This window comes from Geobacillus sp. FSL K6-0789 (genome assembly GCF_038593135.1).
Classification (GTDB): domain Bacteria; phylum Bacillota; class Bacilli; order Bacillales; family Anoxybacillaceae; genus Geobacillus; species Geobacillus stearothermophilus.
This window is the reverse complement of record NZ_CP151966.1, coordinates 1,261,374-1,285,493: the sequence shown is the minus strand read 5'-3', so window position 1 is coordinate 1,285,493 and position 24,120 is coordinate 1,261,374. Positions and strand designations below refer to the sequence as shown.

Below are 24,120 nucleotides of genomic sequence, written 5' to 3'. Positions count from 1 at the left end.
TTACTTGGAATATATACTTGAATCAAAGCCAAAGGCATCGTAATCTTCTTTATGAAAATTTCTTACAAAAGGACAAATACTTCTAAAGTTGCGGCCAGTATACATCAACTGCACTTCTTTTTTTGCTCGGGTGATTGCGACATAAAGAACTTTCTTTTCATCATTGAGTATAGCGTCAAAATCTGCCTTGTAGCCGTCACTATTTTTATTGTCGCCGGCTCGTTTATCCAGTTCTTCAATCCTCTTTTTATTCGGATAATGATCACGGTCAAAATGAATCAAAAATACATAATCAAACTCAAGCCCTTTGACGCTATATGCATCCGTAAAAAAGATCGGCTTTTTTTGTTTGTTCAAATCAAATCTTCTTCCATATTGGGATGTGGTGATGACATCAAAGTGTTTCTTTAATTCCATAAGAACCGGACATCGATAGATGGCATATACATCCGCATCATGGCGGTGGATGACGGCAATCGTCGCATCCGGGTCGTTTTTCTGAATCACTTTTACTTGGTTCACTAGATGACAACTCAGTTCTTTCGAGCTCTGGAAAAAGTAAATCGACGGTTTTTTTCCTTCCCTCACAAAACGTTGATCATCCAAACGGTCGTTTTCTATATCAATGAACTCCAAACTGCTCGCCAGTTTCATGATTTGCTTTGTTGATCGGTAGTTTGTTCGCAAGTTTCTCGTTTTTCTCCCCTCGATGTGCAACCCTAAATCCCGATAAGAGAACGGGCTTCGTTTGTAAATACGTTGCTTCGGATCGCCGGAGACAACAATTGATTTTTTGGCCAATCTGACCAATGCTTTTAATTGCATCGCCTGCAAATCCTGAACTTCATCGACAAAAATATAGTCGTACTTCAATGAATCCGGAATATCGTCAAAATATTTCAGCAGCAACAAAGCATAATCTTCTAAATCTAAATGATCGTGAAACTGTTTTTTTAACATTTTCTCATATTCCTTATACAAATAGAAAATCGTTCGGCGCTGCTCTTTGGTTAATCGCGGGATGTTTCCCCTTCCCGCCCGTTCACAATGATAGTACGATTCTTCTGTGACAAAACCGTTCGCTTTCATCCAAAGAATTTCATCCATTAAAAACGTCCCCGCATGGGTTTTGTAAAGTTTTTGTTCCAGCGGCAGCTTTTTATATTCTTCGCTTTCCATAAACGTATCTACAAGCGCTATCGTACGGCGCGTAATGGCGTCCTCATAGCGCCGCAAGTTTTCAAGGTTGATCCGCAAAAACTCTGCGTTTGGAAAACCAATTTCCCTTAAAATCCTTGCCGCCATATAGTGAAAAGTTTCCATATGCAAGGTATGTTTATCTTTGATCTCATGAAACTTGCTCGACTGCTCGATTCGTTTTCTGGCATCTTCAACAAGCGTCGTATTAAACGAACAATATAAAATGCGCTTCGGTTCATTTTCCTGCTCCATGACTTTTATCAACTTATAAATCAATGTAAGACTTTTTCCAGTTCCTGCCGAACCGTTGATCAACATTTGGTCTTCGTCTTGCTGGACAACGGAAATTTGTTCAGGGCTTAGCGTAATATTAGGCAACAGGCCATGAGCATCGAAGTAATTTTGCCAAGCCCGCGCCGATCGTCTGGCAAAGTCTAGGCGCTTCTTACGAAGATCAACTGTCGTTTGCATCGATGACATACTCACCGTCCTTACAAACATGCAGGAATGGACACATGCGGCAATGTTGTCCGCTTCTTGCTTCGATTTCCTTTGTTTGAACACTTGCAAGAAATTCCTTTATATGCTCGTCAATTCGGAAGGTGTCATGGTCATATTGATATTTCGCTTTCCAATTTTTTGTGACCATATATCTGCTTCCCAAGCGTTGAAGCCGTTTCATCGCCTTTGGATAGTAAATATTCTGATATGATTTATACGTTCTCAGGCTGGAGGGATAGGTTGTATCCAACAAGTTCTGCTTGTGCGCATTTGTCCATTGCGGAAATAAAGGGAATATGGTCTCCCGCACCAGCGCTTCTCCATCCCCTTGTTCAGCAAGAAGTTTGCCGATGATCGCAAAAGCTTGTTGTTGATGAAAATCGTTTTCGTAAATCGGATGATGTTCAACAAACGCATTGAAAAAGAATTTCCGTTGGCAAAAGTCGCTGTCCAACCATAACAAATCGGGAATAGCCTGCAACGGTTCTTTCGGTATCTCCTCTTGGACAACAGTCTCTTCTTCCCATTTCCACTCCTCAGGTTGCTCCTGTGCAACTTCTGCTGTTCCCCCATACAATTCCTGTAAGATAGTGAAATAAACGCTTGGTCTGTTATGTTCGTACAAATCTTTAATATAGCTAAAAGTAATTTGTCCCTTGCCGTACGCTAGAAGATGATAAATGGAATATAGTGCAGTATTTCTTGTAACATTCCGTGAATAATAATCAACTACAAGCGCATTCATCCGCATGATTCGATTCCCAGCAACAAATGAACGGCGAATGCATTCTTTCAACCAACTATGCGTCAACAAGTGTGGCATTTCAGACTGTTCCCAAGGAAACGTTCGCAACGATAAGTCTGTTACGTGAATATTATGTGCAATCAACGTTTTGCCAATCAACTGATCAATGTTTACAATTTGTGGACTGTCTTGGTCGTCTTCTTCCTCATCCTGCACTGCACCTAAGTGCAATGTAATAAATTGGTACAACTCTTCCATCGTAAACTCCCAGTCGGCAGGAATCAAAACGGAAAATAACTTTTCCATCTTTTGTTTAGCACTAGGTTCCCATTGGCCGCTTACAGCCACATAGATGTCGTTCAGTTCTTTAATATACACCCTCACATTTCTCTTTTCCCTTTCCCCCAATAGCAGGCGGTTCACTTTTCGAGCCAAATCTTTTGTGCATTCGATCAACTGCTTGACTGTAATTTTGTATCGAGACTGATGCACATATGGAAAACAGCGAAACGGATTGCTTAAATAACGCTTCAGTCGGTGGCTCCCCGACTGTTCCTTCGCTGTTTCATCAAATACGCGGCTGACTTCCTGAAGATCAACAAGCGCTTGCAGACGCTCCATGATATCTTGAAAACTTTTCACACCGTCCATATAACTGCGCAAATCAATCAGCAACGTCAATGCTTGCGTGCCGTTTACATGTCCAGACTGCACCCACCCTGACGTCATCATATTCACATAATCATCATAAGTTAAGAAAATGCCATTATTTGTTTTTCTGCAGTTTTGCAAAGACAAGAAAAATTGTCCATAGCGGCTGGCGTAAAAATGATCATTTCTAGCGCAATTTGTGTATATGTTTAAATCTTCTTCAAATTTAGCCACCACTTCATGATGGTTTTTTACAATTGGATGTTTTTGCAAATACTCTTTAAATTCCGTCGTATGATCAAAAGTGAGAAAACGAACGTGGTGCAATGGATCTTCCTGATCTAGAAAACGATCGCCCAAATAGCGAGCAAATTTGGCGCCTCGGCGCGGCTGGGAATTCTCGACGCATTCCCAACGGCTATACTCGCTTCCGCTCACCCGCTCATAAATTTTGCGCCATGTTTGATAAACATTTGGAGCATGGGGATTAAATGGAATATAAAATATGACATGCAATCCTATTTGTTGCAATTGATAAAACATCATCATCCGTACAGCATCAATGTAATCGAAATGATGAACACATACGGTATGAATGTCAGTATCAATATTCAATGTCTCCGCCATTTTTTTCTTGGTCAGATGGGCTCGTTCTTGCCGATAGCTGACGACGATAGGGTCATGTCTGAGCTGCTCGAACATGCCAATCAGAAATTTTTGTTCTTCCTTCAGCTGCATGCTCGGAAAGTCAAACAACCGCGTCATCCCCATTTCGATTAAAAAACGGAGAGATAAATAAAAATCGCGAACCTTCTTCTCTAAATAGTTCATCGATTCTTCCGAAGCATGTTGATGAATGTATTGGCGTATCATCGACCGCAAATAGATTTCAGTATGTGGATGATTCCAATGAGGAAACAGCTTCCTTACAAACGAATGATATGCCAGTACTTGGCTTTTCGATGCCCCGGTGACACTTCTCAAATACTGTGCCAACGCAGTACTTTGCGTAAGATGGATTTCGCCTTCGCGGATTCTGAACCGTTCGTAAAAATGTGTTGTATGCTGGTAGTACTTGACTTCAAACAACCAACATCTCCCCGCTTTCTAACAAGTCACTCCAACACTGCGCTTGATATGGATTCATTGGGGAAGAGCTGTTTACATAAACCGCCTTTCGCGCCCGCGTCAACGCTACGTACAGCAGCCGAGCTTCTTCGCCGATCAATTCTTTCTTTTCTGATCTGGCGTATTCATTGTAATAATTATTTTCAAACTCCATATCATCCCAACGAATGCTGTATCCGAGTTTCCACTGCGCTCGATCAGAAATTAACATCACATCCGTTTCCCCTTGCTTAATAAACGGATGGCGCGTCAAGGGCATGAGCACATAGTCAAACTCCAATCCTTTTGCCTTGTGGACGGTCATCACTTTGATCCGGTGATTGACACCCCTCGTTATTTTCAGCTCATTCTCCGAAGCATCTGTTGCCATTTTGATTGCTAAAAATTTCTCCAGATCATAGAAAGATGCGCGAAAATCGCCAAATTCCTTTTTGATGAAAAAAATAAGGCGGTCCAAGTTCATTTTGTATTCCTTCATTTTCGCAATGGCTTCTTTCCGATGCATCTCCACATCTCCATCAGGAAACCGGGATCTCAACTGGTTATAGTAGCGCAGCCGAAAGACTTCATGCGGCCGAACTTCATCAATGATGTTTTGCAACACAGCAAGGGCGGATGATGTGTTCCATTGGCATTCCCACCGTTCCATATTGTCAAATGTCTGCAATAAATCAAGAATAAAAGACGTTTCCGGCGTATAAGCTGATAACACTCTGGCGATAGTCAGTTCATTCTCTCCATAAGAGCTTTGGTGAAAGAGATAACGATCCTTCGGAACATACGGGTGGGTAAACCTCCGGATCAACAGGTAAAATTCCCTTACTGGCAATGAACGGTAAAAAGTTCCTGACATAGTTGCTTCACAAAAGAACCCCATATTCTCAACTCTATCCACCATTTCCAAAACTTCACGGTTTGAGCGGACTAAGATGGCAACATCTTCGCGATACAAACGGTGAAGCAAGCATTTTAGAGCGGGATCACCCATATCTAACGCAACTAATCCTTCTTCTCCCTCTTTGCAACCTTCCTCTTTCGCCGGAAGCAGCTTGTCCGTATCATCAAAAGGAAACTTTTCAACGACTTTTGTCCATTTCCGAAATAAGGCATTCAATTGTGTTAATAATGTCGGTGATGATCGGTAATTTTTCTGCAGCGAATACTCTTTATACACTTGATTGGCTGTTTTCAGCTGCTGTTGCAACTGAAGAAACGCTGTATAGTCCGCGCCCCGGAACCGATAAATGCTTTGCTTCACATCCCCAACCACAAACAACTGACAACCATACTTCTCCGCCAACCAACTGATGAATGCTGTCTGTGATTCATCCGTATCCTGGAATTCATCGACAAACAAATAACGGATCGGCAAATCGAGTTGATCGGAAGAAAGATTCTTAAGCGACGCTAGACGGCTGATTAAATCACTAATTTCCAACGTTTCCTCCTTCTTTTTCTGTTCATCAAGCTCCTGAATAACACGTTTCATGACATAATCGGCAAATTCATGAAACCCACAGCTGTCTGTCCCGAAATCAAGCTGCCCAATCGCTTCAACAGAAAGCGATTTGTTATGCAACTGCTCGATCATAACGATAAAAGAACGAATGATTTGATAGTGGGGAATATGCCGAAAACGTTCGTATATCTCCGGGTATTCAACCGAGAACTGGTCAATATACTTCTCGATCAGCCTTCTCCGCTCATGTTTATAACTCCTCACTTCCATCAACCGCGAAAAACCTAGCGTTTGCCCTTCTGTCACGAGAAACTCCCTAGCAAACGAGTGAATGGTGCCGATAAACATCCGTCCTGCTTCTTCCATCCACTCTAAATATTTTTTATCCTTCGTCAAATCGTAATAGTTTTTTATCTTTTCTAACAACTTTGAACGCATATTGGAAGCAGCTTCGTTCGTGAACGTGATCATGACAACTGAACGCAAATCGAGATCCCCTTGCATATGCTTAAGAAACATGATCCGGTTGATCATCGTCGTCGTTTTTCCCGTCCCTGCTCCTGCCTTCACAATATAATGCCCGCGGCTATAGGCATGTTCGAGTTCATACTGTCCTTTATTAAAAGCGCTGTTTTGATCAAGATAATCCAATAATTGAGAGTCATTAACTTTGCCATCTTCAATCACTGCCCATACCCGTTCCCATTCTGGTGCATAGCGAACAATAGAAACTTGGAGCAATTCTTTCTTATGCGCTTCATGCAAAATCGGATCCTCTAATAATTCTTGCGGATCATCAAACGCAAGCAAATACACCTTGCGGCCGCTTTGGATATATTGCCGAAGTTCACTTGCTCGTATTTGCCGAATATCAGATGAAAATAGCAGGACAGAATATTTGGCCTCATTCATCATCTTTGGCGAGGAGACCCCGACTTCTAAACAATAGAGAAAGTCGGGGAGGAATCGCCCTTCCTCCTTTCTTTTGTATATGATAAAATAAGAATGTGGAGAAAACCGTTGAATCAAGGCACTCCAATTCTCGTTACTCGATGTAGGGAGTTGGTTGCAGGAAACGTTGCAACCGTAAAACATCGAGCGTACATCCGTCTGTTGTGCGTGGAAGTCAAGTACTGCCTACAGACATGCCGAGCCACTCGGTAGCGATATAGGCATGACCTATGTCGTTGGGTAGTCGTCAACCTGCCCCTGATGCAACCCCAAGTCAAGGAAGGAGGACGAAGTCCGTTTGCACTTCTGGGGAGTTGCAAGCCCCCGCTTCAAGCGTTAGCTAAGTGGGGGTAGTTGACTGGTATACACTCCTAATATTTATAGACAGTAACTTGCATCCCTATTTTATGGCTCTTCACCGAAAGTTGTACTTGACTATTTCAGAACACGCCTTCTCTGTACTTATAAGGAAAAATCAGTAAATCAGATTTTTCGTACACGGCGGCTCAAGAAAATCCCCCGCTTGTCAAGTACATGTTGTGGTGATGAACCTATTTTATACTAAAATAGCGGTTTAGTTACAGAATTTATATACTAATGCACCTGTTCTGAACAATGGCCAGGTGAATCAATCGCCCCTCAGTTCCCCCGACACATAAGAAAACGAGAGGCGACTAAAACAAATAAAAATTTTCCCGACAGAACTGGCTTTCAAAAGCTCGATGCTAGAACGAAAAAGGTTGCAAAAAATCGTAATGCTTGCTTATAGTGAAATCTACACCTGTTACTAGCCGACTGCATAACTTTTAGGCTCCATTCATCAAATAGACCATTTATTGCATGATTACGCATTCATCGGCCAGTCTTTATATTGCCGTTCCGCTTGCTCCATGAACTTATTTGTTAAGAACTGCAATTGTTGTCCCGTAATTTTCTCTTTCATGAGCACTTGCTTGACAGCTAATTTCACTTTGGCATAGACATCGCGGCGGTGAGGACTCGTCCAGTCTACGGCTAATTGTTTCTTTAAGGCGTTGACCACCTTATGGATTAAACTCGCAAGAAACTCGTTTGAGAACGCTTCCTGCCCCATAGCCGTGATCGCTTTGTAAAATTCAATTTCTTCCTCTGACAATCCTAGGTCGTGCCGCTTGCGTATTTCTTCTTCCATTTCTTTACGCATGTTAATCATAACCCGGATCACATCAGCAGCCTGAATAACACGATTATGATAATCCCTTAACGTTTTCTCTAGAAGTTCGCTTAACGCCTTTGACTGTGGGCTTCCTTGGCTAAATGTCACTTTAATTTGGTCCTCTAAAAGTTTTTTCAACAACTTTAAGCGCAAGTCTACATGCTCTTTTTTCGTTAAATCTGCCAAGAATGCATCATCCAATATGCTGATATCCGGACGTTCAATTCCTGCTATTTGGAAAATGTCAACCGTTTCTTTCGCTAACAGACTGTTATCAATGAGTTCTGATAATCGCTCTTCTAATGTTTTGTTTTCCTTAGATCCCCGAGTAGACGGGCGTAAATGTTTGCGAAGTTGTGCTTTCATCATTAAATAGAGCATGACTTCATCTGCAAGTTCAAGTACTTCCGGCTGATGTTTCACCAACTGATACGATTTTTCTAGTTTGGTGGCTGCTTGGATATATTCCTCGGGATCTCGATTTAAAAGAATGTTAACAAGATCTGCAATGAAGTCTTCGCGCTCTATCTTTGGTTTTGCCCGCCAGTTTTGCACATCAATCTTGCTTGGAATAAATCCCCTTACTGTCTCCAGATGATTCATAAAGATGTTAACAGCCTCTGAAATATCATAAGTAGGACTTCCCGTGCCGCCACTTTGCATATATTTATGAGTTGCTTCTTTCAGTGAAGTGGCAATGCCAATATAATCAACGACTACTCCGCCTTCTTTTCCCGGAAACACACGGTTTACACGGGCAATGGCTTGCATAAGATTGTGTCCCCTCATTGGCTTATCGACATAAAGGTAAGAAAGCGGTTTTGCGTCCATTCCTGTTAACCACATATCGACGACAATGACAAATTTCAAAGGGTCTTCTGGGTCACGAAGTTTGGCTTTCACTTCTTCTTGCTCTTTTTTCGACTTAATATGCGCATATTTGCTTCCCGGCTGAACCTCTCGCCACTCTTTTGGATCCTTTGATACATCTCCTGTCATAATCACTTCAACAGGAGGGCATTCTGGAATCTCTCTTAGATAATTATACAAATCCACCGCAATTCGCCGGCTCATGCAGACAATCATCGCTTTTTGAAACGGATTGGCGACTTGGTTAAAATGTGATACGATATCTTTGGCTAAACGACGGAGCCGTTTTGGAGTACCGACGACTTTTTCCAGAGCGGCCCATTTTCTTTTATAGTTCTCTGACTCTTCATCGTCTCCACCAGCCTCTACGATAATTTCCTTGTATTTTTCATCAATGTCGTCAGCCGATAAATCAAGCGGGATTAAGCGACTTTCATAGTAGATTGGCAACGTCGCTTTATCTGCCACCGCCTGAGCCATATCATAACGATGGATAATATGCCCAAAAATCTCCTCCGTATTGTTATCAACAAAATCGACTGGAGTTCCTGTAAATCCAATATGGGAAGCATTCGGCAAAGCATAACGCAATTGAGCAGCAAATCCACCTGCAAAACCGGCTTGGGTGCGGTGTGCTTCATCAGCAATCACAACAATGTTTCGTCTTTCCGATAAAACCGGATGCTTAGTTTCTCCTTCTTTCTTACGGAATTTTTCAATGGTAGAGAAAATGATTTGTCCGGCTTCCCCTCTCAGCAACGTTCTTAACTGTTCTGTATCTTCTGCATGCTCCACATGGCCGATGTATGATTTTCCTTGCACAAACGTCTCATACAACTGTTCGTCTAAGTCATTACGGTCCACTTGAATGACAATGGATGGATTTTCCATTTCCGGGTGGCGAGACAAAATTCCTGCGAAAAATAACATGCTTAGCGATTTGCCCGAACCCGTTGTATGATACATTACCCCGATTTTCCGATCTCCATCCGGACGCGTTGCACGGATCGCTTCATTGACAGCGAAGTTTACACCAAAAAATTGGTGATATTTCGCGCCAATTTTTGTAATTTTGCTTCCTTCCTCCAAAAAGACAATAAAATTACGAATATAATTTAGCAGGCGGTCTTTTGGAAATAATCCTTCAATCAGCGTGCGCATCGTATTGGCACGTTTGTTATCGACATTTCGTCCATCAATCGATTTCCATGAGGCAAAGAAATCGTAATCGGCAAACGGCATCCCATGCTTCGTTTCCACGTTATCGGAAATGACAACAAAAGCGTTGTAGTTAAATAATTGCGAGATATCATACGTATAGTTTTGGATTTGGGTATATGCATCATAAACAGTCGCTTGCTCGTTGTTCGGATTTTTCAACTCAAATACAATCAGCGGCAAACCGTTAATATATATAACGATATCTGGCCGGCGGGACATGCGCCCTTCAATCGGCAATTGATTGACCACTAAAAAATCGTTGTTCTCCGGATGTTCCCAATCGATTGGGAAGACATGAGGCGTGTACGTTTCATCGTTTACCTCATAAGAAAATTCAAGTCCTTTCGTCAACATTTGGTGAAAATGCATATTTCGGTTAATCAATTTTACCCCATCCGGCGCCGTCAAAATTTGAGCAAGCCTTTTGATTTCTTGTTCCGGTATGGCCGGATAAGCCTTCTTTAAGAAGGCTTCCAACCGACCGTAAAGAACTACCTCGTGAAGACTGTCCCGCTCTCCGCGCTGAAACAATTCCTGCGCATGAAGATAGTCATAACCTAACCGTTTTAAACGTTCAATCGTCGTCTCTTCAAATTCCGTTTCACCTAGAGGTCTCGTCATGTTGCTTGCACCTCCTAGTTGAATTTAAGTTTGTTTAAAGTACTTCTTCTACTTGTTTTTCTGCTTTTGATACATCAATTTCACCGGATAAAAGGCGAGGGAGGAGATAATCTCTTATCTGGGTTAACCTCTCCACTTCTAACATATTGCTTAGTATCATTTGATAATAATTACTCATTTTTTCATCCACTTTAACCAACAACTCATCTGGAGGCAAAGCAATTTTTTTATCTATCAAATGCTCTTTTGTGATATGTCCCATTGTTGTTGCACGACTTGCAGCAATCTCTATAAATTCTTGAATAATATTTTTTAGAGTAAAATAAATCATGGATTTTGATAAAGTACCGTTAGGTTTGACATTAAAAATATGTTGGTTTAATACAGCCTTACCTTTTGCCCATATAAAGACACCCAAAGATGCTGACCATGCAAAAAGGATATCGCCATTTTGAAGAAGATATTTTGGTTCAATATCTCCATTGTAAAACTTTGTCGAATTCGTAATACCTGACTTTAATTCTGCTATTTTAATTACTGGTAAACCATCATTATCAACTAGTTGGTTTGTTTTAAACGCTTTACCATTAATATAATTCGCCAAATCATAACAGGAAATTACCCTCCACCCCTTCGGAATCATCCCTAATTCCGACTCCACAAACTCCCCATCTTGAAACGGTCCAAAATCAACAAACCAATGCTTGTAAAGCGTCATGGCCATTTCTTCGAGAGTTTCGTTAATTTTTAAGTTAAGTTCAATTTTGTCATCTATACTGCTCAAAATCGAAACTATTCTATTTTGTATAGCAATACTTTCCGGAATCCTAACTATAAAATTTTTTACTATATCAGTCTTTAAATTATTGAATACACTTCCATTAGCGCCTTGCACTAGTCTTTCTCTCTCATTTAAAAACAAATAATACAAAAAATCTCTAGTAATCCCATTAAAGTCATCAAAAACTAACCATCCGTCATGAACACAGGCATTAATTTTCATAATTTTAGGGAGACCGGGAGTTGCACTATTAGATAATATTAAAGTTCCCGGTGTTACAGCCACACTATTCTTTGCACCCTCTTCTTTAATAAATTCCTTTGTTTTTTCAATGAATCTTGTCTTTGATTCCGTTGCATCAGCAATCTTGACCCATGGAACTCCTTCAGTTGAAATAAAATTATTTATTGGTCTTGGGGATGCACCTCTTCTTAAGGTACATAAGTCCCCAATTCTACAAGTTATCCATCTCGTCACACTAATCCCTCCAAGTCTTTCTTAATCTTCTCTTGAAGGCGATTCGATTCTTCAAACTGTTCTAAAAGACGCTGAGTTAATTCAGCCATTTTTTCTTCAAACGGTACATCGTCTTCATTGGATACTTCCGTCCCAACGTAAATCCCCGGTGTTAATTTGTAGTCATTGGCTTGTACTTCTTCAATTGTTGCAACTTTACAGAATCCAACAACGTCTTCGTATCCTTCTGCTCCTTCGTATTTGTAGGCACGATAAACGGCTGCGATCTTGTCAATTTCCTCTTTAGACAACGCTTTTTGCTTGCGGCTGACGAGTGTCCCCATTTTGCGGGCATCGATAAACAAAATTTCATTTTTTCTTGCCCGGTAGCCGTTTTTGCCGTCACGGTTTTTGCTTAAAAAGAATAAACAACATGGAATGCCTGTTGTAAAGAACAATTTTTCAGGCAATTGAACAATGCAGTCAATATACCCCTCATCTACTAATTTTTGACGAACTTCTTTCTCCTCTTTGACATTCGTTGTCATCGCTCCGTTTGCCATGACAAATCCTGCGGTACCCGCATCGTTTAAATGGTACAGAAAGTGCTGCATCCACATATAGTTCGCATTGCTGTTTGTAACAGGCCCGATTAAGCGCGGGTCATTCTTTGATAAACGATCTGCTCCCCAGTCTTTTTGGTTAAACGGCGGATTGGCAATCACGTAATCGGCCTTTAAATCAGGGAACTGATCGTTTAACAGCGAGTCTCCTAAGCGAATTTCTGCATTGATGCCATGCAACAAAACGTTCATTTTTCCAAGACGTACGGTCGTTACTACGTTTTCTTGCCCGTAAAACGAAAGAGCGTGTTTGTTTGGCGCATATTCTTCACTTTGTATAAACATCCCGCCGCTACCGCACGCAGGATCAAACACAATCCCGCTTTTCGGCTCGAGCATGGCAACAAGCAGTTTAACAATACTGGATGGCGTAAAGAATTCTCCGCCTCTGTTACCTTCGGAAGCGGCAAAAGAACTGATAAAATACTCATATGTACGGCCCAATATATCTACACTGTCATCCGTATTGGCGCTAAATACATCACGAGAAAAAATTTCGATTAATCCCGCCACGTTTTCAGGCGGCAAGTTCGAACCTTGGTAAATTCGCGGCAATATGCCTTCCAGTTCTGGGTTTTCCTCTTCAAGACGCTTCATCGCGTTATCAAGAATTTCTTTGATATTCGGCTGCTTGGCGTTTTTCATAATATAAGACCAACTTGCTTCTTCAGGCACGACAAAGACGTTTTCCGCCTTATATTGGTCCGGATCGGTGATAATGACTTGCCGCATTTCATCATCTTCCGTATACCAATCGCTACTTGGATCTTTTACGATTTGCTCTAATTCTTTTCGTCGCTTTTCATACTTGTTAGAAAGATAGCGCAAAAAGATTAACGGAAGTACATAGTGTTTATAATCAGCAGGAGCCACACTCCCACGCATTTTATTGGCTGCCTCAAATAAATCCTTCTGAAAATCGATGTCTGCTTTTACAGTCATATTCTGTTCACCCCTGTTAGTTTCAAAAATAGTAAGAACCGTTCTTTCAACACAGTCGAAACAATCGCAATCATGTTTGACTATGGAATCAGATCTATTTTACTAAAACATCCGAGAAAACAGTATCGAAATTTGTCGAAACAGAAATTGTTTCCAAAGGGAAGAGGGGCCGCTTTTCGGTCATAACCGCCTGGTTATCCATCATTCACCCCTCCCCCATCATCCCCACCACTTCGCGAAACACGGCCGACGGCTGCCTGCGGAGCAGGTCGGCGGGGATTGTTTTGTGCTTTGCGCCGTTTGTGATGATGAGACGGCCGCTTTCCAGGCGGATGGACACGTTTTTGACGCGGTATGCGGTGATTTTGGACGCCTGATCCAAGTAGCGGGCGTCAAGGTCGAAGCGGATGCGGTCGGACAGCCGCCGCAGGATGCGCCAAAGGGCGATTTCGTCGCTTGATTTCATGAACAGTTCGGGCAGTTCTTTCGCCTGCTTGAGCGTGTTGAGCGTCGTCATCGCATAAACGGCGATGCCGTAGCCGACGGGACGGATGACGTGTTGGAGAAAGTGCCAGCTTTCGACTTCGAAGCGAACGTATTCCTCATCGCTTCGTTTCGGCAGCTCGGTGATGGCCGATCGTTTGACGATATTCACAGCGGCGATTTTGCCAAAGCACGTGACCCCGTTTTGCGGGGCGGCTCCCCGCTTCGGGTAAAGGGCGATGTAGCGCGCGTTTTGCCAGCCTTTTTTCAGCTGCTTGACCGGGATGTGGTAGAAGCGGTGCTTCACATAGACTTCGTAATGCCGCGCGCTTGGCACCATGCCGACGAGCACATGCTCATCGAACGCCGACCGCCATTCTTCGATGATCCCTTGCGGCAGGATGCCTTCGTGTTGCAGTTCTTCGGGATTCTTTTCAATCAGCCGCTCGATGAACTGCTCGACCAGGCGGGTGGCGTTCGGCAAAAACGGCAGGCCGCCGATGTTGACGTCGTTGATGCTTTTGTACAGCGGGTGCGCTTGGTAGCTGTCTTCGTCATGCCACGGGAAGAGCACGTAGGCGCCAAAGGCGGTGCGCTCGTACGGGCCGCCGCGGCGGGCGACAAGGGAATCACGGTAGCGGTGCATCGTGTTGATGTCGTCTTCCATCGGGCCTGGCATTCCGTACCGTTTTTCATACGCGCTGCCGGAAACGGCGAAATCGAGGCGGTATTTGGCATCGAAAATGTAGTTGAACGTATAGTCTTTTCCCTTCTTTTCAATCGCCAAAACCGTGTCGGGCATTTGCGGGACGGTCGGCAGCCTCCCTTCGTACAGCTGGTACGTGAGCGTGATTCGCTCGCCCGTGTGCGGATGTTCGTACACTTGCTTGGCGGAGCGGGTTTTGTCGAGATGGACGAACAGCCCCAAGCGGTTCACTTGGATGACGTTTTGACTGATGAGTCTGTATTTTTTCCCGAGAAGCTGCCCGAGTTTTAGAAACGTCCAGTACTCGTACAGCGTCGCCACGTCTTTGACGGACATTCGGTACAGCGTTCCCTGCAAGGCGAGGCCGCGGGTGATGAGGAGAAACAGCTGATAAGCGTCGCGGTATCCAGGCGCCATTTGCAGGACGAGGCTCGCAACAGAGCGGTCAAGCCGCCCGATCGGCCGCCAAAAGGAGTGGCGGAGACGGGTTTCGAGGGCGCGGATCATCGATTGGATGCGCTCAAGCAAACCCGGATCCGGTTCTGTTTCGTACCGTCTTTGTTTCCCTTGCACGTGTTCGAACAAATCGCGCAGCTTCTCGGCAAGGCGCGTCATCATCCATTTGACAAACCGGTTTTCGAGCGTGTCGTACGTCAGTTCTTGTTTCGCTTTGAGCCCCGATTGCGGCATGACGGTTCGACTTCCAATGTCGATGCCGCGGTTGACATCGCGGAACACATGCGGCCGCTTGCGCAAATCATTCCGTCCTGCCGCATCCAAACGGCCGAGCTGGTCGCCGCGCACCCTCACATGGACGGTCGACAGTTGATGGTGCGGCTGCCGCTCGATATGGCGAATGGCCTGCAAAAAATCGCCGATATGCGCCTCCATAAGCCGGAAAAATTCGCTTCGGGACGGCGCGCCGCTGCGCTTCGCCTTCGCCCGCTGGTATGTGCGCTTGATAAAGTGAAACGCCAAGTTGTAAATTTCTTCGCTCACTTCATCAAGCAGCCGCTGGTAGTCTTGTTTGTAGGTCAATTTCGTCGGAAAAATTTCGATCGTCACGTCCAAAACGGAGCGGTGGCCGTCGCGGATTTCGAATGTCGACAGCCCGACTTCATTCGGGAAATAGAGGTTGCCCATCAACACCGCCTGTCCGCCGATGTCCACCAGGCTGATGGCGTTCCGAATGGCTGGCGATTCATGATAAAAGGTAAGCACCCGCTCGGTTTTCGGAACGACAAGCAGCTGATAGACGCCGTTTTCAAAGAAAATCGGGCGGTGGCCGCCCGACCAGTCGACAAGCGCCCCCGCGTCCACGTCAAACAGCTTGACGTTTCGCACCCCTTCGCCGCTTGCGAAAAACTCCATCGTCTCGTGGAAATCGAGGCGGCGGTACTGCTTAAGCCCTTCGTATTGTTCATGGTACGGCTTTCCTTTGATTACGAGCGTGAGCTGTTCCGTTTCGATATGGACGAGCTCATAGTCGTCACGCCCCGAGCCAGAACGAAGTGAAGCCATCGTCCTCTAACCTCCGCAGCATGCGCCAAATTTTCTCCGCGCTTTTTGGATAGCGGGCGTACGACACATCAAGCGCACCGCTGTAGTCCCCATCCGGTTCAAAACCGGCGCACAGGACAAACAGCTGTTTGAGCGCCCGCTCGAGCCGCGCGTCGCTTCCTGAAAGGCGCGGCAACATTTTTTGCATCAGGCAATAGTCGAACGCCTTGTCAAATTCCATCAGCTTTCCTTCTTCGTTGTAAGCAAGATAAAAGCAGATTTCATCGCGGACGCGGTAGCCGATGTGCGCCCCGAGCGGCTCAAGGATGTGGTTGATGTCCACGAGCTGTTTCGTCACCGTTTCAACAAGCTCTGGGCAGCGTGCGTACACATCTTTCAAATGCAAATACCGCGCCGCGAACAGCTCCTGCCCGACAGGTTGGGGTGCAACGGTCGGCACATCGCGCAAAAAGTCGAGATGGTCGAGACGGACACGGTTGAACTCGATCGTGTTCGCGCGGTCGAGCACTTTTTTGCTGAAGGGGTGGGTCGTCTCGTCCATGTTGACCGTGCCGATGATGTAGACGTTCGGTGGGAGAAAAAGGTCGCGCCCCACCGTTTCTCGCGGCAGCAGCCGTGACGAGGTGATGCGCCCGTCTTCCCAGCGGCGGCTTTCCATGACGCTTAAGACATCGCTGAAATAATGCTCAACGCGGGCGAGGTTCATCTCGTCCAACACGACGAAATACGGTTTGTCCGGATGGTTCTCGGCTTCGATGATGACGTTCGTAAGGGGCCCGGGCTTGAACTCGCCTTTAATGTCGACATAGCCAAGCAAGTCCGAGCCGTCGTTCCAGTCCGGACGGACGGGGATCAAGGCGAAGCGGCCGTTGTCTTCCGTGGCGCCGACGCTCTCGGCGAGCCATTGAACGATTTTCGTTTTCCCCGTTCCAGAAATGCCGGACAAGATGACAAACGGTTTTGTTTTTAACGATAGAAAGAGGTTGGCCACTTCCTCTTTTGTGTAATAAAAACCTTTGGCGGATATGTATGAATGAATATGCTCAACCGCCTCCCGATAGGAAAAGACCTGCTCGGGCGATGCCATTGGTTCTGTTCGCTCTACATACTGTCGGTAATAATCGATCATCGTTTCGAGGTCGCGCGCGAGTTGTTCATCGGATGGCAGATCGTCAAACGAATAGGCGATATACGCCGCCACCGACCGTTCGTAGTCTTTCGCCCGTTTGCTTTCGCCAAGACGGATGTCATCATCGGTCCGCACGCGCTCTCCGGCGGGAATGAGTTGGCGGATGTCCCGCTTCACCCGCTCCATTTCGTCTTTCGGCGTCTCCGTCACCCCTTGGGCGAGCGTCAAATAGAGGCGGCGCCTATCTTCACTGAATAAGTAGACGATATAATACCCTCGCTGCGTCGAATCCGTCACTTCTTGGTCCATCACCGCCACCCACGGCACGTCGGTCCAATTCCCTTGACCGACCGACCCTTTCACCATATACCGATCAGGCGGCAGAAACGGCAGCGCTTTCAACGCCTCTGGAATCGCCCGCGTCACTAACTGAAACGTCCGCCGCTCTTTTGACAGTTTTTCGCGTTTTTCTTGTTCGTAAATGGCCATCACTTGGCGGAAAAGATCGTGCAATGACATGGGAATAACTCCTTCGTATAGAAATGTTATTCTTCGTTTCTATTTTTCTTCTATTCTACTAAAAAAGCGGCTCTCTCAACTAGTGAGAGAGCCGCTTCTTTCGTCACGAGCAGGCGTTCTTTATGTATATACATGCAACATGAAGAGTGGACTTCTCATCACGCCCCATCCCCCAAGCGCTGCAGCACCTTCTCCGGATGTTCATGGATATAAGCCATCGATCAAAGGCTTGCATGATATCGTTTCGTTCTTTATGAAATACATTCGCCATGACAGGATCTTTCCGCCATTTCCGCAAACGCTCGATCGGGGTGAGCTGCGGCGAATATGGCGGGAGATAAAGAAAAAACCCCCGCATCGCAAGGGTTTTCACTAGCGGCCCGAGAGGATAATAACCATTTACCGAAAAGTATTGATATTTTAATGTTTGAGCGACACATTCTTTTGTGTTGTGCAAAATTTGTGCAAAATTCTTTTGAGTTGCTATCTCGTGCGAAAAGGCGGAGAGATCCGCCTTTTGTTTAGCTAAAATAAGCTATAAGTAAAACGATAACAAAGCACACCCCACCACATCACTCGGCTTCATCTTCTCCTCGACGCGATACGTTCCATACGTACCATCCACCTTCACCAGCTTTATTTCGCGAGGCGGTTCATCTTCATATGTGATGTCATCCTCCCTTTGTTTCTCGAAACTGTATGAAGCAATATCGTTCGATACAACTGTATGCGCTGTATACATTTTAATGTTCTTTTCCTCAAGCATTGAACTCAAAGTGAGTGCCACTCTACATTCCCTGCCTCAATAATGATGATGTTCACCCCATCGGTTACTATTTTAACTTTTTCAAGCGATGGAGTTTCGGAAATAAGCACCGCTTCCAATATTTCATCAGCATCAAAGTCTTTAACGCAATCTGTTTCAAAATATGTTACATCTTCAAAAACAATGAATCCCTCAATCATTTCAGGATCTTTAGTTTCGTCATAATCAAATTGCTGCCATTTACATAACTCAGTTTCAATAGATACTCTTTTTGTAGTGGAATCATATTCCACATTATTAATTAAACTCCCATGTAAATTATATCTTTTAAGAAAATCAGATATTCTCATCATTTCTTCCCCCTATTAATCACAATATGCGAAGCTTTTGATCCCTTTGCCACCGGGTTACCATTTATGTCCAAATACATATCATTTTTTCCTGTGGCATTAGGATTATATATATGATAATGATCTTTCCCTTCATAACCACTTGCTCCTGGCGTTGCTGGGTCAAATCTAACTTTTAGACCCGTTACAGGGTCTTTATATTCTCTCATTTTAGTATTTGCTTTCATTCTTGGATCAGTTACATCCTGCCATCCCCTCTTCAATAAATCTTTAGGATTTTCCGGTAAAGATCTAATAACAGAATGTACTGCTTCTCTAGCAAAAAATTGCAAATCAAGCCTCAACAATACTTTACTCCCCATTTTACTCAGTTTAACACCCTCATTTACAACTTTACCACCTGGAATAAAGCTTAGGGAAGCAATCAATTTATCTATTGTACTAGCATTGCCATCCAATAAAGTTTTAATATCATCACCAATGATGAAATCAAATCCTAATTTAGCAATTTCTTTTAAAGATTTCACCACTTCTTCCCATGTAGAATCTTTAGAATGAACCTTGTTTTCCAATGCTTTATACTTATTCTCAACAATCGTTTTTTGATTATAATAAATTTTTTGCTGCATGGCGTGCTCGATAGCATGATAAGTGCTTTTTCCCGCCAAGCCATCCGCTGTCAACCCATGCGCTTTTTGAAAGCTTTTCACTGCCTCTGCTGTTTGTTTACCGTAAATACCATCAACAGCTCCGACGTTATACCCCAATCGTTGAAGCTTAGCCTGCAAATCTTTTACGGCTTGTCCCCGATCTCCTTCCCTAAGCGTCTGACCTGTCCAACGATCATCGCTACCTGATGAGTTTGATCGGGACACTGTTGTTTGTGTTCTCACATACTCTTGTAGAGCTTGGTACGTTTGTTTCCCCGCAATTCCATCGGCCGTGATTCCAACCTTCTTCTGAAATTCCTTCACAGCCTTCTCTGTATTTGCTCCGTAAACTCCATCAATTCCCCCGGGATTAAATCCGGCTTTATAAAGCCAAGATTGCAATGTCTTCACATAATCATTTCGATCACCTCTTTTCAGCGTTTGCCCACTCCATAGATAATTTGTATAATTTGATGGATAATAGATGATTCTGCTAGTCCCATCTACAACGTACATCATTGAGCCCCCATTTCAAAGCTTTATCCATTAATTTCAATAGTAATCAATTTTGATCAAAAAGATTGTCGAATTTTGTATTAAAATAAAAAAATCCCCACTCTAAAGGTGGAGATTCGTAATCATCATTCCATATCATACGGCCGGTATTTCTTGCGCAACGCCTCCAATTCTTTTTTCTTTTCCTCGATGTCGCTTCTTAAAAACAAACTGTCGCCGCGTAGCTTTTTGATCGGATTTAACTTGCCGCCCGCAATCATCTGACTCACTCTTTGACGTGTGACACCAAGAATTTCAACTACTTCAGAAGTCGTGAGGACTTCATTTCGAATGAAGTCCTCTACCTCTCTCCGATTTTTTAAATGATACTCCATCATTCATCCCCTTCGAATTTCAGTTTGTATTTGATGACGACGATCACGATCCAGACGATCCCTAATCCCAATGTGATCCATCTTAAAAACGTCATGTCATCAAAATCAATTTCACTAAGCCAGGAGAGATACAGCATAAGGAAAAACCAGTCTGTTGCATCTGTCTTTTTCAACCATTTCATATGGAATTTGTGTGGAAGAACGGATATAATAGTTGTGAGAGGGTGAGGTTGGGGAGAACCCCACCCCCTCGTCCGCTTACTGTCGCTTGCGGCGGCGGTCGAACCAGTCTAGGATGTCGAGGACATTTTTGATTAGCGCCGCCAAAGCCGCAAGCGTAACAATGATGTCTTTGATTGCCGCCTCTTATCCCTTTCGTTTATTCCAATATCGTCGGTCGCTCTCGACCATTTTTTTATATATTCCCATAGCTTTGGACGATTTTCTCCACCGTGATCGTATGAACTCATCCTGAATTTATGTGTTTGAGTTCCATTTAATCTCGACGTCTAAATCGTGCAAAATCCGATGTGCATACACCAAACCCGTTTTATCTTATACATGTCATTTTGGATCTTCGCCAAAAGTGGTACTTGACTGTTTCTAGAATAGAAGGGAATGAAGCAAAAAGGATTCCGCCAAGTTGATCTGGCAATGGAGGAACTGCATCATGCCAAATAGCCGTGCAAAATTCGTGCAAAATTTTTTCAAATTCTATCGTATTTTTTCGGATTCCAAAAAATAGAAAATGACTGCAAACGCAGTCGTATCAAGGGGTTTAAGAATTTTAATCCGAACTAGTCGGATCGTTGGAACGGCCCCGAGAGGATTCGAACCTCCGACGCACGGTTTAGGAAACCGACGCTCTATCCACTGAGCTACGGGGCCATGATAAGAATGTACACCTAAGCGCTGGGACGGATAGGGGAGAGACTCCATCCCCTCGAGACGTCGAGAATTCCGATTGTTTGATCCGTTCCTGGTTTTTTGAGGAAAAACATCGAAACGAGACCGCTCCTTGCCTTTGGCGCTGTGCAACCGATCAAACGCGCGGCCAGTTTGAGAATATGTTCATTGTTTGGTTGCCAGTGAACTGGGGGCAGGCTCTAGTCATGTTTGTTGATGCATACCGTTTATGGCGTGTTAGACGGGTATATTATAACTGATTTTTTGCTGTTTTAAAAGGTTAAATGGACAAGGAAAAGTTTTGCAAGTGCATAGAATGGCAAAGGATGCTTATGCTACACTAAGGGTAAGGGGATTGGCAAGGGAAGCGGCCCATACACCGTTTTTCGTCGAATCGTCTAGAAAGGCCGACGAGGAATGAAAAAGGCAGCTCATCCCCATTATTTTTTTCAATTAGGGAAGCCTTGTCAGATCTGTCCCCCTTTCTGATGAACTGCCACCGGTTCAAGCAAAAAACAAATTTTTCACCAGCTCTCTAGGAGGTTGGTGATTTACTTGCGCAACCGCTTCTGGAAATCGGTTCTCAAGTAGAAAAAACTTGTTGCATCAGCCTCTATGTTCGCGCGTTCAATCATCGATCAAGTCAAACAGTGGTTTTTCACCAACCTTCTAGAGGCGGCATCAGGCCGCAAAGTGTTGATCTGTCAATATGACTCAAGGGAGGAATGGAACGATGAGATCCCACGCCCTATTTCTCGCTCACGGTTCGCCGATGTTGGCAATCGAAGACAATGCGTATACGGCGTTTTTGAAAAAGCTTGGGGAAGGAATTCGCCCGCAGGCGGTCGTCATCTTTACCGCCCATTGGATGACGCGCCAACCGACGGTTTCGGTGGTTGAGGGGACGTATGACATGATTTATGATTTTTCCGGATTTCCGCGCGAGCTGTATGAAGTGGTGTATCCGGCGCGCGGGTCGGTCGAGTGGGCGGAGCGCGTGCGGGAGCGCCTAGGCGGTGTGGCGGAAGTGGCCGTCGATCGGACCCGGGGGTTGGATCACGGTTCGTGGGTGCTGCTCTACCGCTTATTTCCGAAAGCGGATATTCCGGTTGTGCAGGCGTCGGTCGTGCCGTGGTGGACGCCGAAGCAATTGTTCCAGCTTGGTGAGGCGCTGCGTCCATTGCGTGACGAAGGATTGATGGTCATCGGCAGCGGCGGGACGGTGCACAATTTGATGGCGCTCCGTTGGGAAGGGCATGCGGAGGCGGACGAATGGGCCGTCGCATTTGATGATTGGCTTCTCAGCCGATCCGCCGCCCATAGTGAAGAGGTGTTCGAGTATGAGAACAAGGCGCCGTACGCCAAGCAGGCCGTGCCGACGCCCGAGCATCTCGCGCCGTACTGGATCGCCTACGGGGCCGGCGATCGCGGCGGGGCGCCGCGCGTGTTGTTCCGAGAATATCAATATGGAAGCTTAAGCCTCATGGCTGTGTCTTTTTAAAAGGCCCGCTTCCAACGCCACCGCGTGGGGGCGGGCTGTTTCTTTGAGACAAAGCAGCGTTCTCATTTGCCACAGCACTTTTTATACTTTTTCCCGCTGCCGCACGGACATGGGTCGTTACGGCCGATTTTTCGCTCTTTTCGGCGGTATGGGATGTTGGTCGGCCGCGGAGGTGTTTGCAGCACGGCTTGAAAATGGCGATACCGCTGCTCGGCAATGGCTCTCCACGTTTCCAGCTTCGGGTGATCGATCTCTAGAATCGTATAATAGGCGTACGCGTTCTGTTCGACATCAATCATCCAAGAACGCCCTCGTTTTTCCGCTCTTTTTACATACTGCTCTACTTCTGGGAGCGCCTCTTTATCCAGCTGATGGCAAAGCGCCTCAAAGCAAAATGCTTGGAGGTCATCATCGCGCTGCTTGGAAAAGACTTCTCGCAATACACGCACGGCCTGTTTAGATTTGATGTTGGCGAGCACATGAATAGCGGACAGCGCCGTGTCTTCCTGAAACGCATATGGGCGCACCGCTTCGATCGTTTCTTCACGTTGGAACATCGATAAGGTGGAAACGGCTTGATCAACAAGCACATCACCGTCTTGTTGTTCCAACAGTCGGGCGAGGCGGGGAATATATTCAGCGGCGCCGACGAGCGAGACCGCATACACCGCCAAAATGCCGTCATACGAAAACCAAGGCTGTTGCTCGTTTTTCATCCATGTCAGACCGATATCTTCCTTCGTCATCCATCCGCGTTCAACGAGAATGCGCACGGCTTGCTTGGCTACTAAAAACCAATCGTGATTGTGAAACTCTTCCTCGTGCAAATGCGAAAGCACTGAAAAATAGTGTTCCCATACGTCATCTTCCGTTCCTTCTAAAGCAAGGCGGACAGCTCGCTGCCAAGACCGCGGGAAGTGAGGGAGCAGCTGTTCTCCGTATTTTTCGAGCTGGGCGGCTGGAAACGGGAAAAACCAACGGATGTACTTCGCTGCATCTTTCATGCTCAACAACTGCTCAAGCGCTCGGTCGGTCAACGGCTGTTTGGAGATGCCGTGCAAAATCATCCTCCGTGTTTCTTCGTTGTCCGCCGTTACAGCCTCATCCACCAAACGCTCCACAAGCGCGGCTGGAATATCCGGATACTCTTCGATTGCGTCAAACGCAAACTGGCGGAGGACAGGATGGTCGCTAAACAAATGCGGCTCGATTGTTTGAATAAAGGACATGATCACACCTTCTTTTTTTCTGAAATTTCCCCCCGTCGCTGACAGAATATCGACATTCAACCTCCTCGCGACGGGTTTGCGGGTTCTTCCTTCATACATGGAACACAAGCAGCGGCCGATGCGATG

The 24,120-nt window shown here is 45.1% G+C and carries 13 protein-coding genes and 1 tRNA gene; 1 reads left to right on the top strand and 13 read right to left on the bottom strand.

Annotated elements, in window-relative coordinates; all coding sequences use genetic code 11:
• The 12 genes from NSQ51_RS06690 to NSQ51_RS06635 all read right to left on the bottom strand — a co-directional run bounded on the left by NSQ51_RS06690 (nt 1) and on the right by NSQ51_RS06635 (nt 21,246).
• On the bottom strand, nt 1-1,671 hold the full coding sequence (locus NSQ51_RS06690) for an ATP-dependent helicase (RefSeq protein ID WP_049625494.1): 1,671 nt from the start codon (nt 1,669-1,671) through the stop codon (nt 1-3).
• A complete protein-coding gene (locus NSQ51_RS06685) occupies nt 1,655-4,186 on the bottom strand; it encodes a hypothetical protein (RefSeq protein ID WP_121650082.1) in 2,532 nt (843 codons plus the stop codon). The genes NSQ51_RS06690 and NSQ51_RS06685 overlap by 17 nt, the downstream gene beginning before the upstream one ends.
• Nucleotides 4,179-6,713 (bottom strand): UvrD-helicase domain-containing protein, encoded by a 2,535-nt coding sequence (locus NSQ51_RS06680; RefSeq protein WP_233434079.1) that lies wholly within the window; start codon nt 6,711-6,713, stop codon nt 4,179-4,181. The genes NSQ51_RS06685 and NSQ51_RS06680 overlap by 8 nt, the downstream gene beginning before the upstream one ends.
• Before the next feature lie 766 nt (nt 6,714-7,479).
• A complete protein-coding gene (locus NSQ51_RS06675) occupies nt 7,480-10,542 on the bottom strand; it encodes a type I restriction endonuclease subunit R (RefSeq protein ID WP_049625492.1) in 3,063 nt (1,020 codons plus the stop codon).
• A 34-nt stretch (nt 10,543-10,576) separates the two neighbouring features.
• Nucleotides 10,577-11,800 carry a restriction endonuclease subunit S gene (locus tag NSQ51_RS06670; protein WP_121650083.1) on the bottom strand — a complete coding sequence of 408 codons (1,224 nt, stop codon included), beginning with the start codon at nt 11,798-11,800 and terminating at the stop codon, nt 10,577-10,579.
• Nucleotides 11,797-13,344, bottom strand: a complete 1,548-nt coding sequence (locus NSQ51_RS06665) for a class I SAM-dependent DNA methyltransferase (protein WP_049625338.1) — start codon at nt 13,342-13,344, stop codon at nt 11,797-11,799. The genes NSQ51_RS06670 and NSQ51_RS06665 overlap by 4 nt, the downstream gene beginning before the upstream one ends.
• Nucleotides 13,345-13,549: 205 nt before the next feature.
• A complete protein-coding gene (locus NSQ51_RS06660) occupies nt 13,550-16,054 on the bottom strand; it encodes a restriction endonuclease-like protein (RefSeq protein WP_049625337.1) in 2,505 nt (834 codons plus the stop codon).
• A complete protein-coding gene (locus NSQ51_RS06655; RefSeq protein WP_049625336.1) occupies nt 16,023-17,702 on the bottom strand; it encodes a DUF3578 domain-containing protein in 1,680 nt (559 codons plus the stop codon). The genes NSQ51_RS06660 and NSQ51_RS06655 overlap by 32 nt, the downstream gene beginning before the upstream one ends.
• Before the next feature lie 771 nt (nt 17,703-18,473).
• Nucleotides 18,474-18,818: a hypothetical protein gene (locus NSQ51_RS06650; RefSeq protein ID WP_230581431.1), complete on the bottom strand. Its 345-nt coding sequence runs from the start codon at nt 18,816-18,818 to the stop codon at nt 18,474-18,476.
• Nucleotides 18,818-19,984, bottom strand: a complete 1,167-nt coding sequence (locus NSQ51_RS06645) for a peptidoglycan-binding protein (RefSeq protein ID WP_269208237.1) — start codon at nt 19,982-19,984, stop codon at nt 18,818-18,820. Before NSQ51_RS06645 ends, NSQ51_RS06650 begins: the two co-directional genes overlap by 1 nt.
• A gap of 125 nt (nt 19,985-20,109) precedes the next feature.
• Nucleotides 20,110-20,358, bottom strand: coding sequence for a helix-turn-helix domain-containing protein (locus NSQ51_RS06640; RefSeq protein WP_075261456.1), 249 nt, complete (start codon nt 20,356-20,358; stop codon nt 20,110-20,112).
• 815 nt (nt 20,359-21,173) lie between these two features.
• A tRNA-Arg gene (locus NSQ51_RS06635) sits at nt 21,174-21,246 on the bottom strand.
• 751 nt (nt 21,247-21,997) lie between these two features.
• Here NSQ51_RS06635 and NSQ51_RS06630 point away from each other — a divergent pair.
• Complete coding sequence (locus tag NSQ51_RS06630; protein ID WP_049625335.1) at nt 21,998-22,765, top strand: class III extradiol ring-cleavage dioxygenase; 768 nt, start codon at nt 21,998-22,000, stop codon at nt 22,763-22,765.
• A gap of 62 nt (nt 22,766-22,827) precedes the next feature.
• Here the strand turns inward: NSQ51_RS06630 and NSQ51_RS06625 are convergent, their stop codons facing one another.
• Complete coding sequence (locus tag NSQ51_RS06625) at nt 22,828-23,994, bottom strand: HEAT repeat domain-containing protein (RefSeq protein WP_014195544.1); 1,167 nt, start codon at nt 23,992-23,994, stop codon at nt 22,828-22,830.
• Nucleotides 23,995-24,120: the final 126 nt, after the last annotated feature.

Coding starts and splice junctions, on each gene's coding strand:
- NSQ51_RS06690 (WP_049625494.1), bottom strand. CDS start 1,671: ATGCAAACGACAGTTGATCTTCGTAAGAAGCGCCTAGACTTTGCCAGA.
- NSQ51_RS06675 (WP_049625492.1), bottom strand. CDS start 10,542: ATGACGAGACCTCTAGGTGAAACGGAATTTGAAGAGACGACGATTGAA.
- NSQ51_RS06665 (WP_049625338.1), bottom strand. CDS start 13,344: ATGACTGTAAAAGCAGACATCGATTTTCAGAAGGATTTATTTGAGGCA.
- NSQ51_RS06660 (WP_049625337.1), bottom strand. CDS start 16,054: ATGGCTTCACTTCGTTCTGGCTCGGGGCGTGACGACTATGAGCTCGTC.
- NSQ51_RS06655 (WP_049625336.1), bottom strand. CDS start 17,702: ATGTCATTGCACGATCTTTTCCGCCAAGTGATGGCCATTTACGAACAA.
- NSQ51_RS06650 (WP_230581431.1), bottom strand. CDS start 18,818: ATGAGAATATCTGATTTTCTTAAAAGATATAATTTACATGGGAGTTTA.
- NSQ51_RS06645 (WP_269208237.1), bottom strand. CDS start 19,984: ATGTACGTTGTAGATGGGACTAGCAGAATCATCTATTATCCATCAAAT.
- NSQ51_RS06640 (WP_075261456.1), bottom strand. CDS start 20,358: ATGGAGTATCATTTAAAAAATCGGAGAGAGGTAGAGGACTTCATTCGA.
- NSQ51_RS06630 (WP_049625335.1), top strand. CDS start 21,998: ATGAGATCCCACGCCCTATTTCTCGCTCACGGTTCGCCGATGTTGGCA.
- NSQ51_RS06625 (WP_014195544.1), bottom strand. CDS start 23,994: ATGTCCTTTATTCAAACAATCGAGCCGCATTTGTTTAGCGACCATCCT.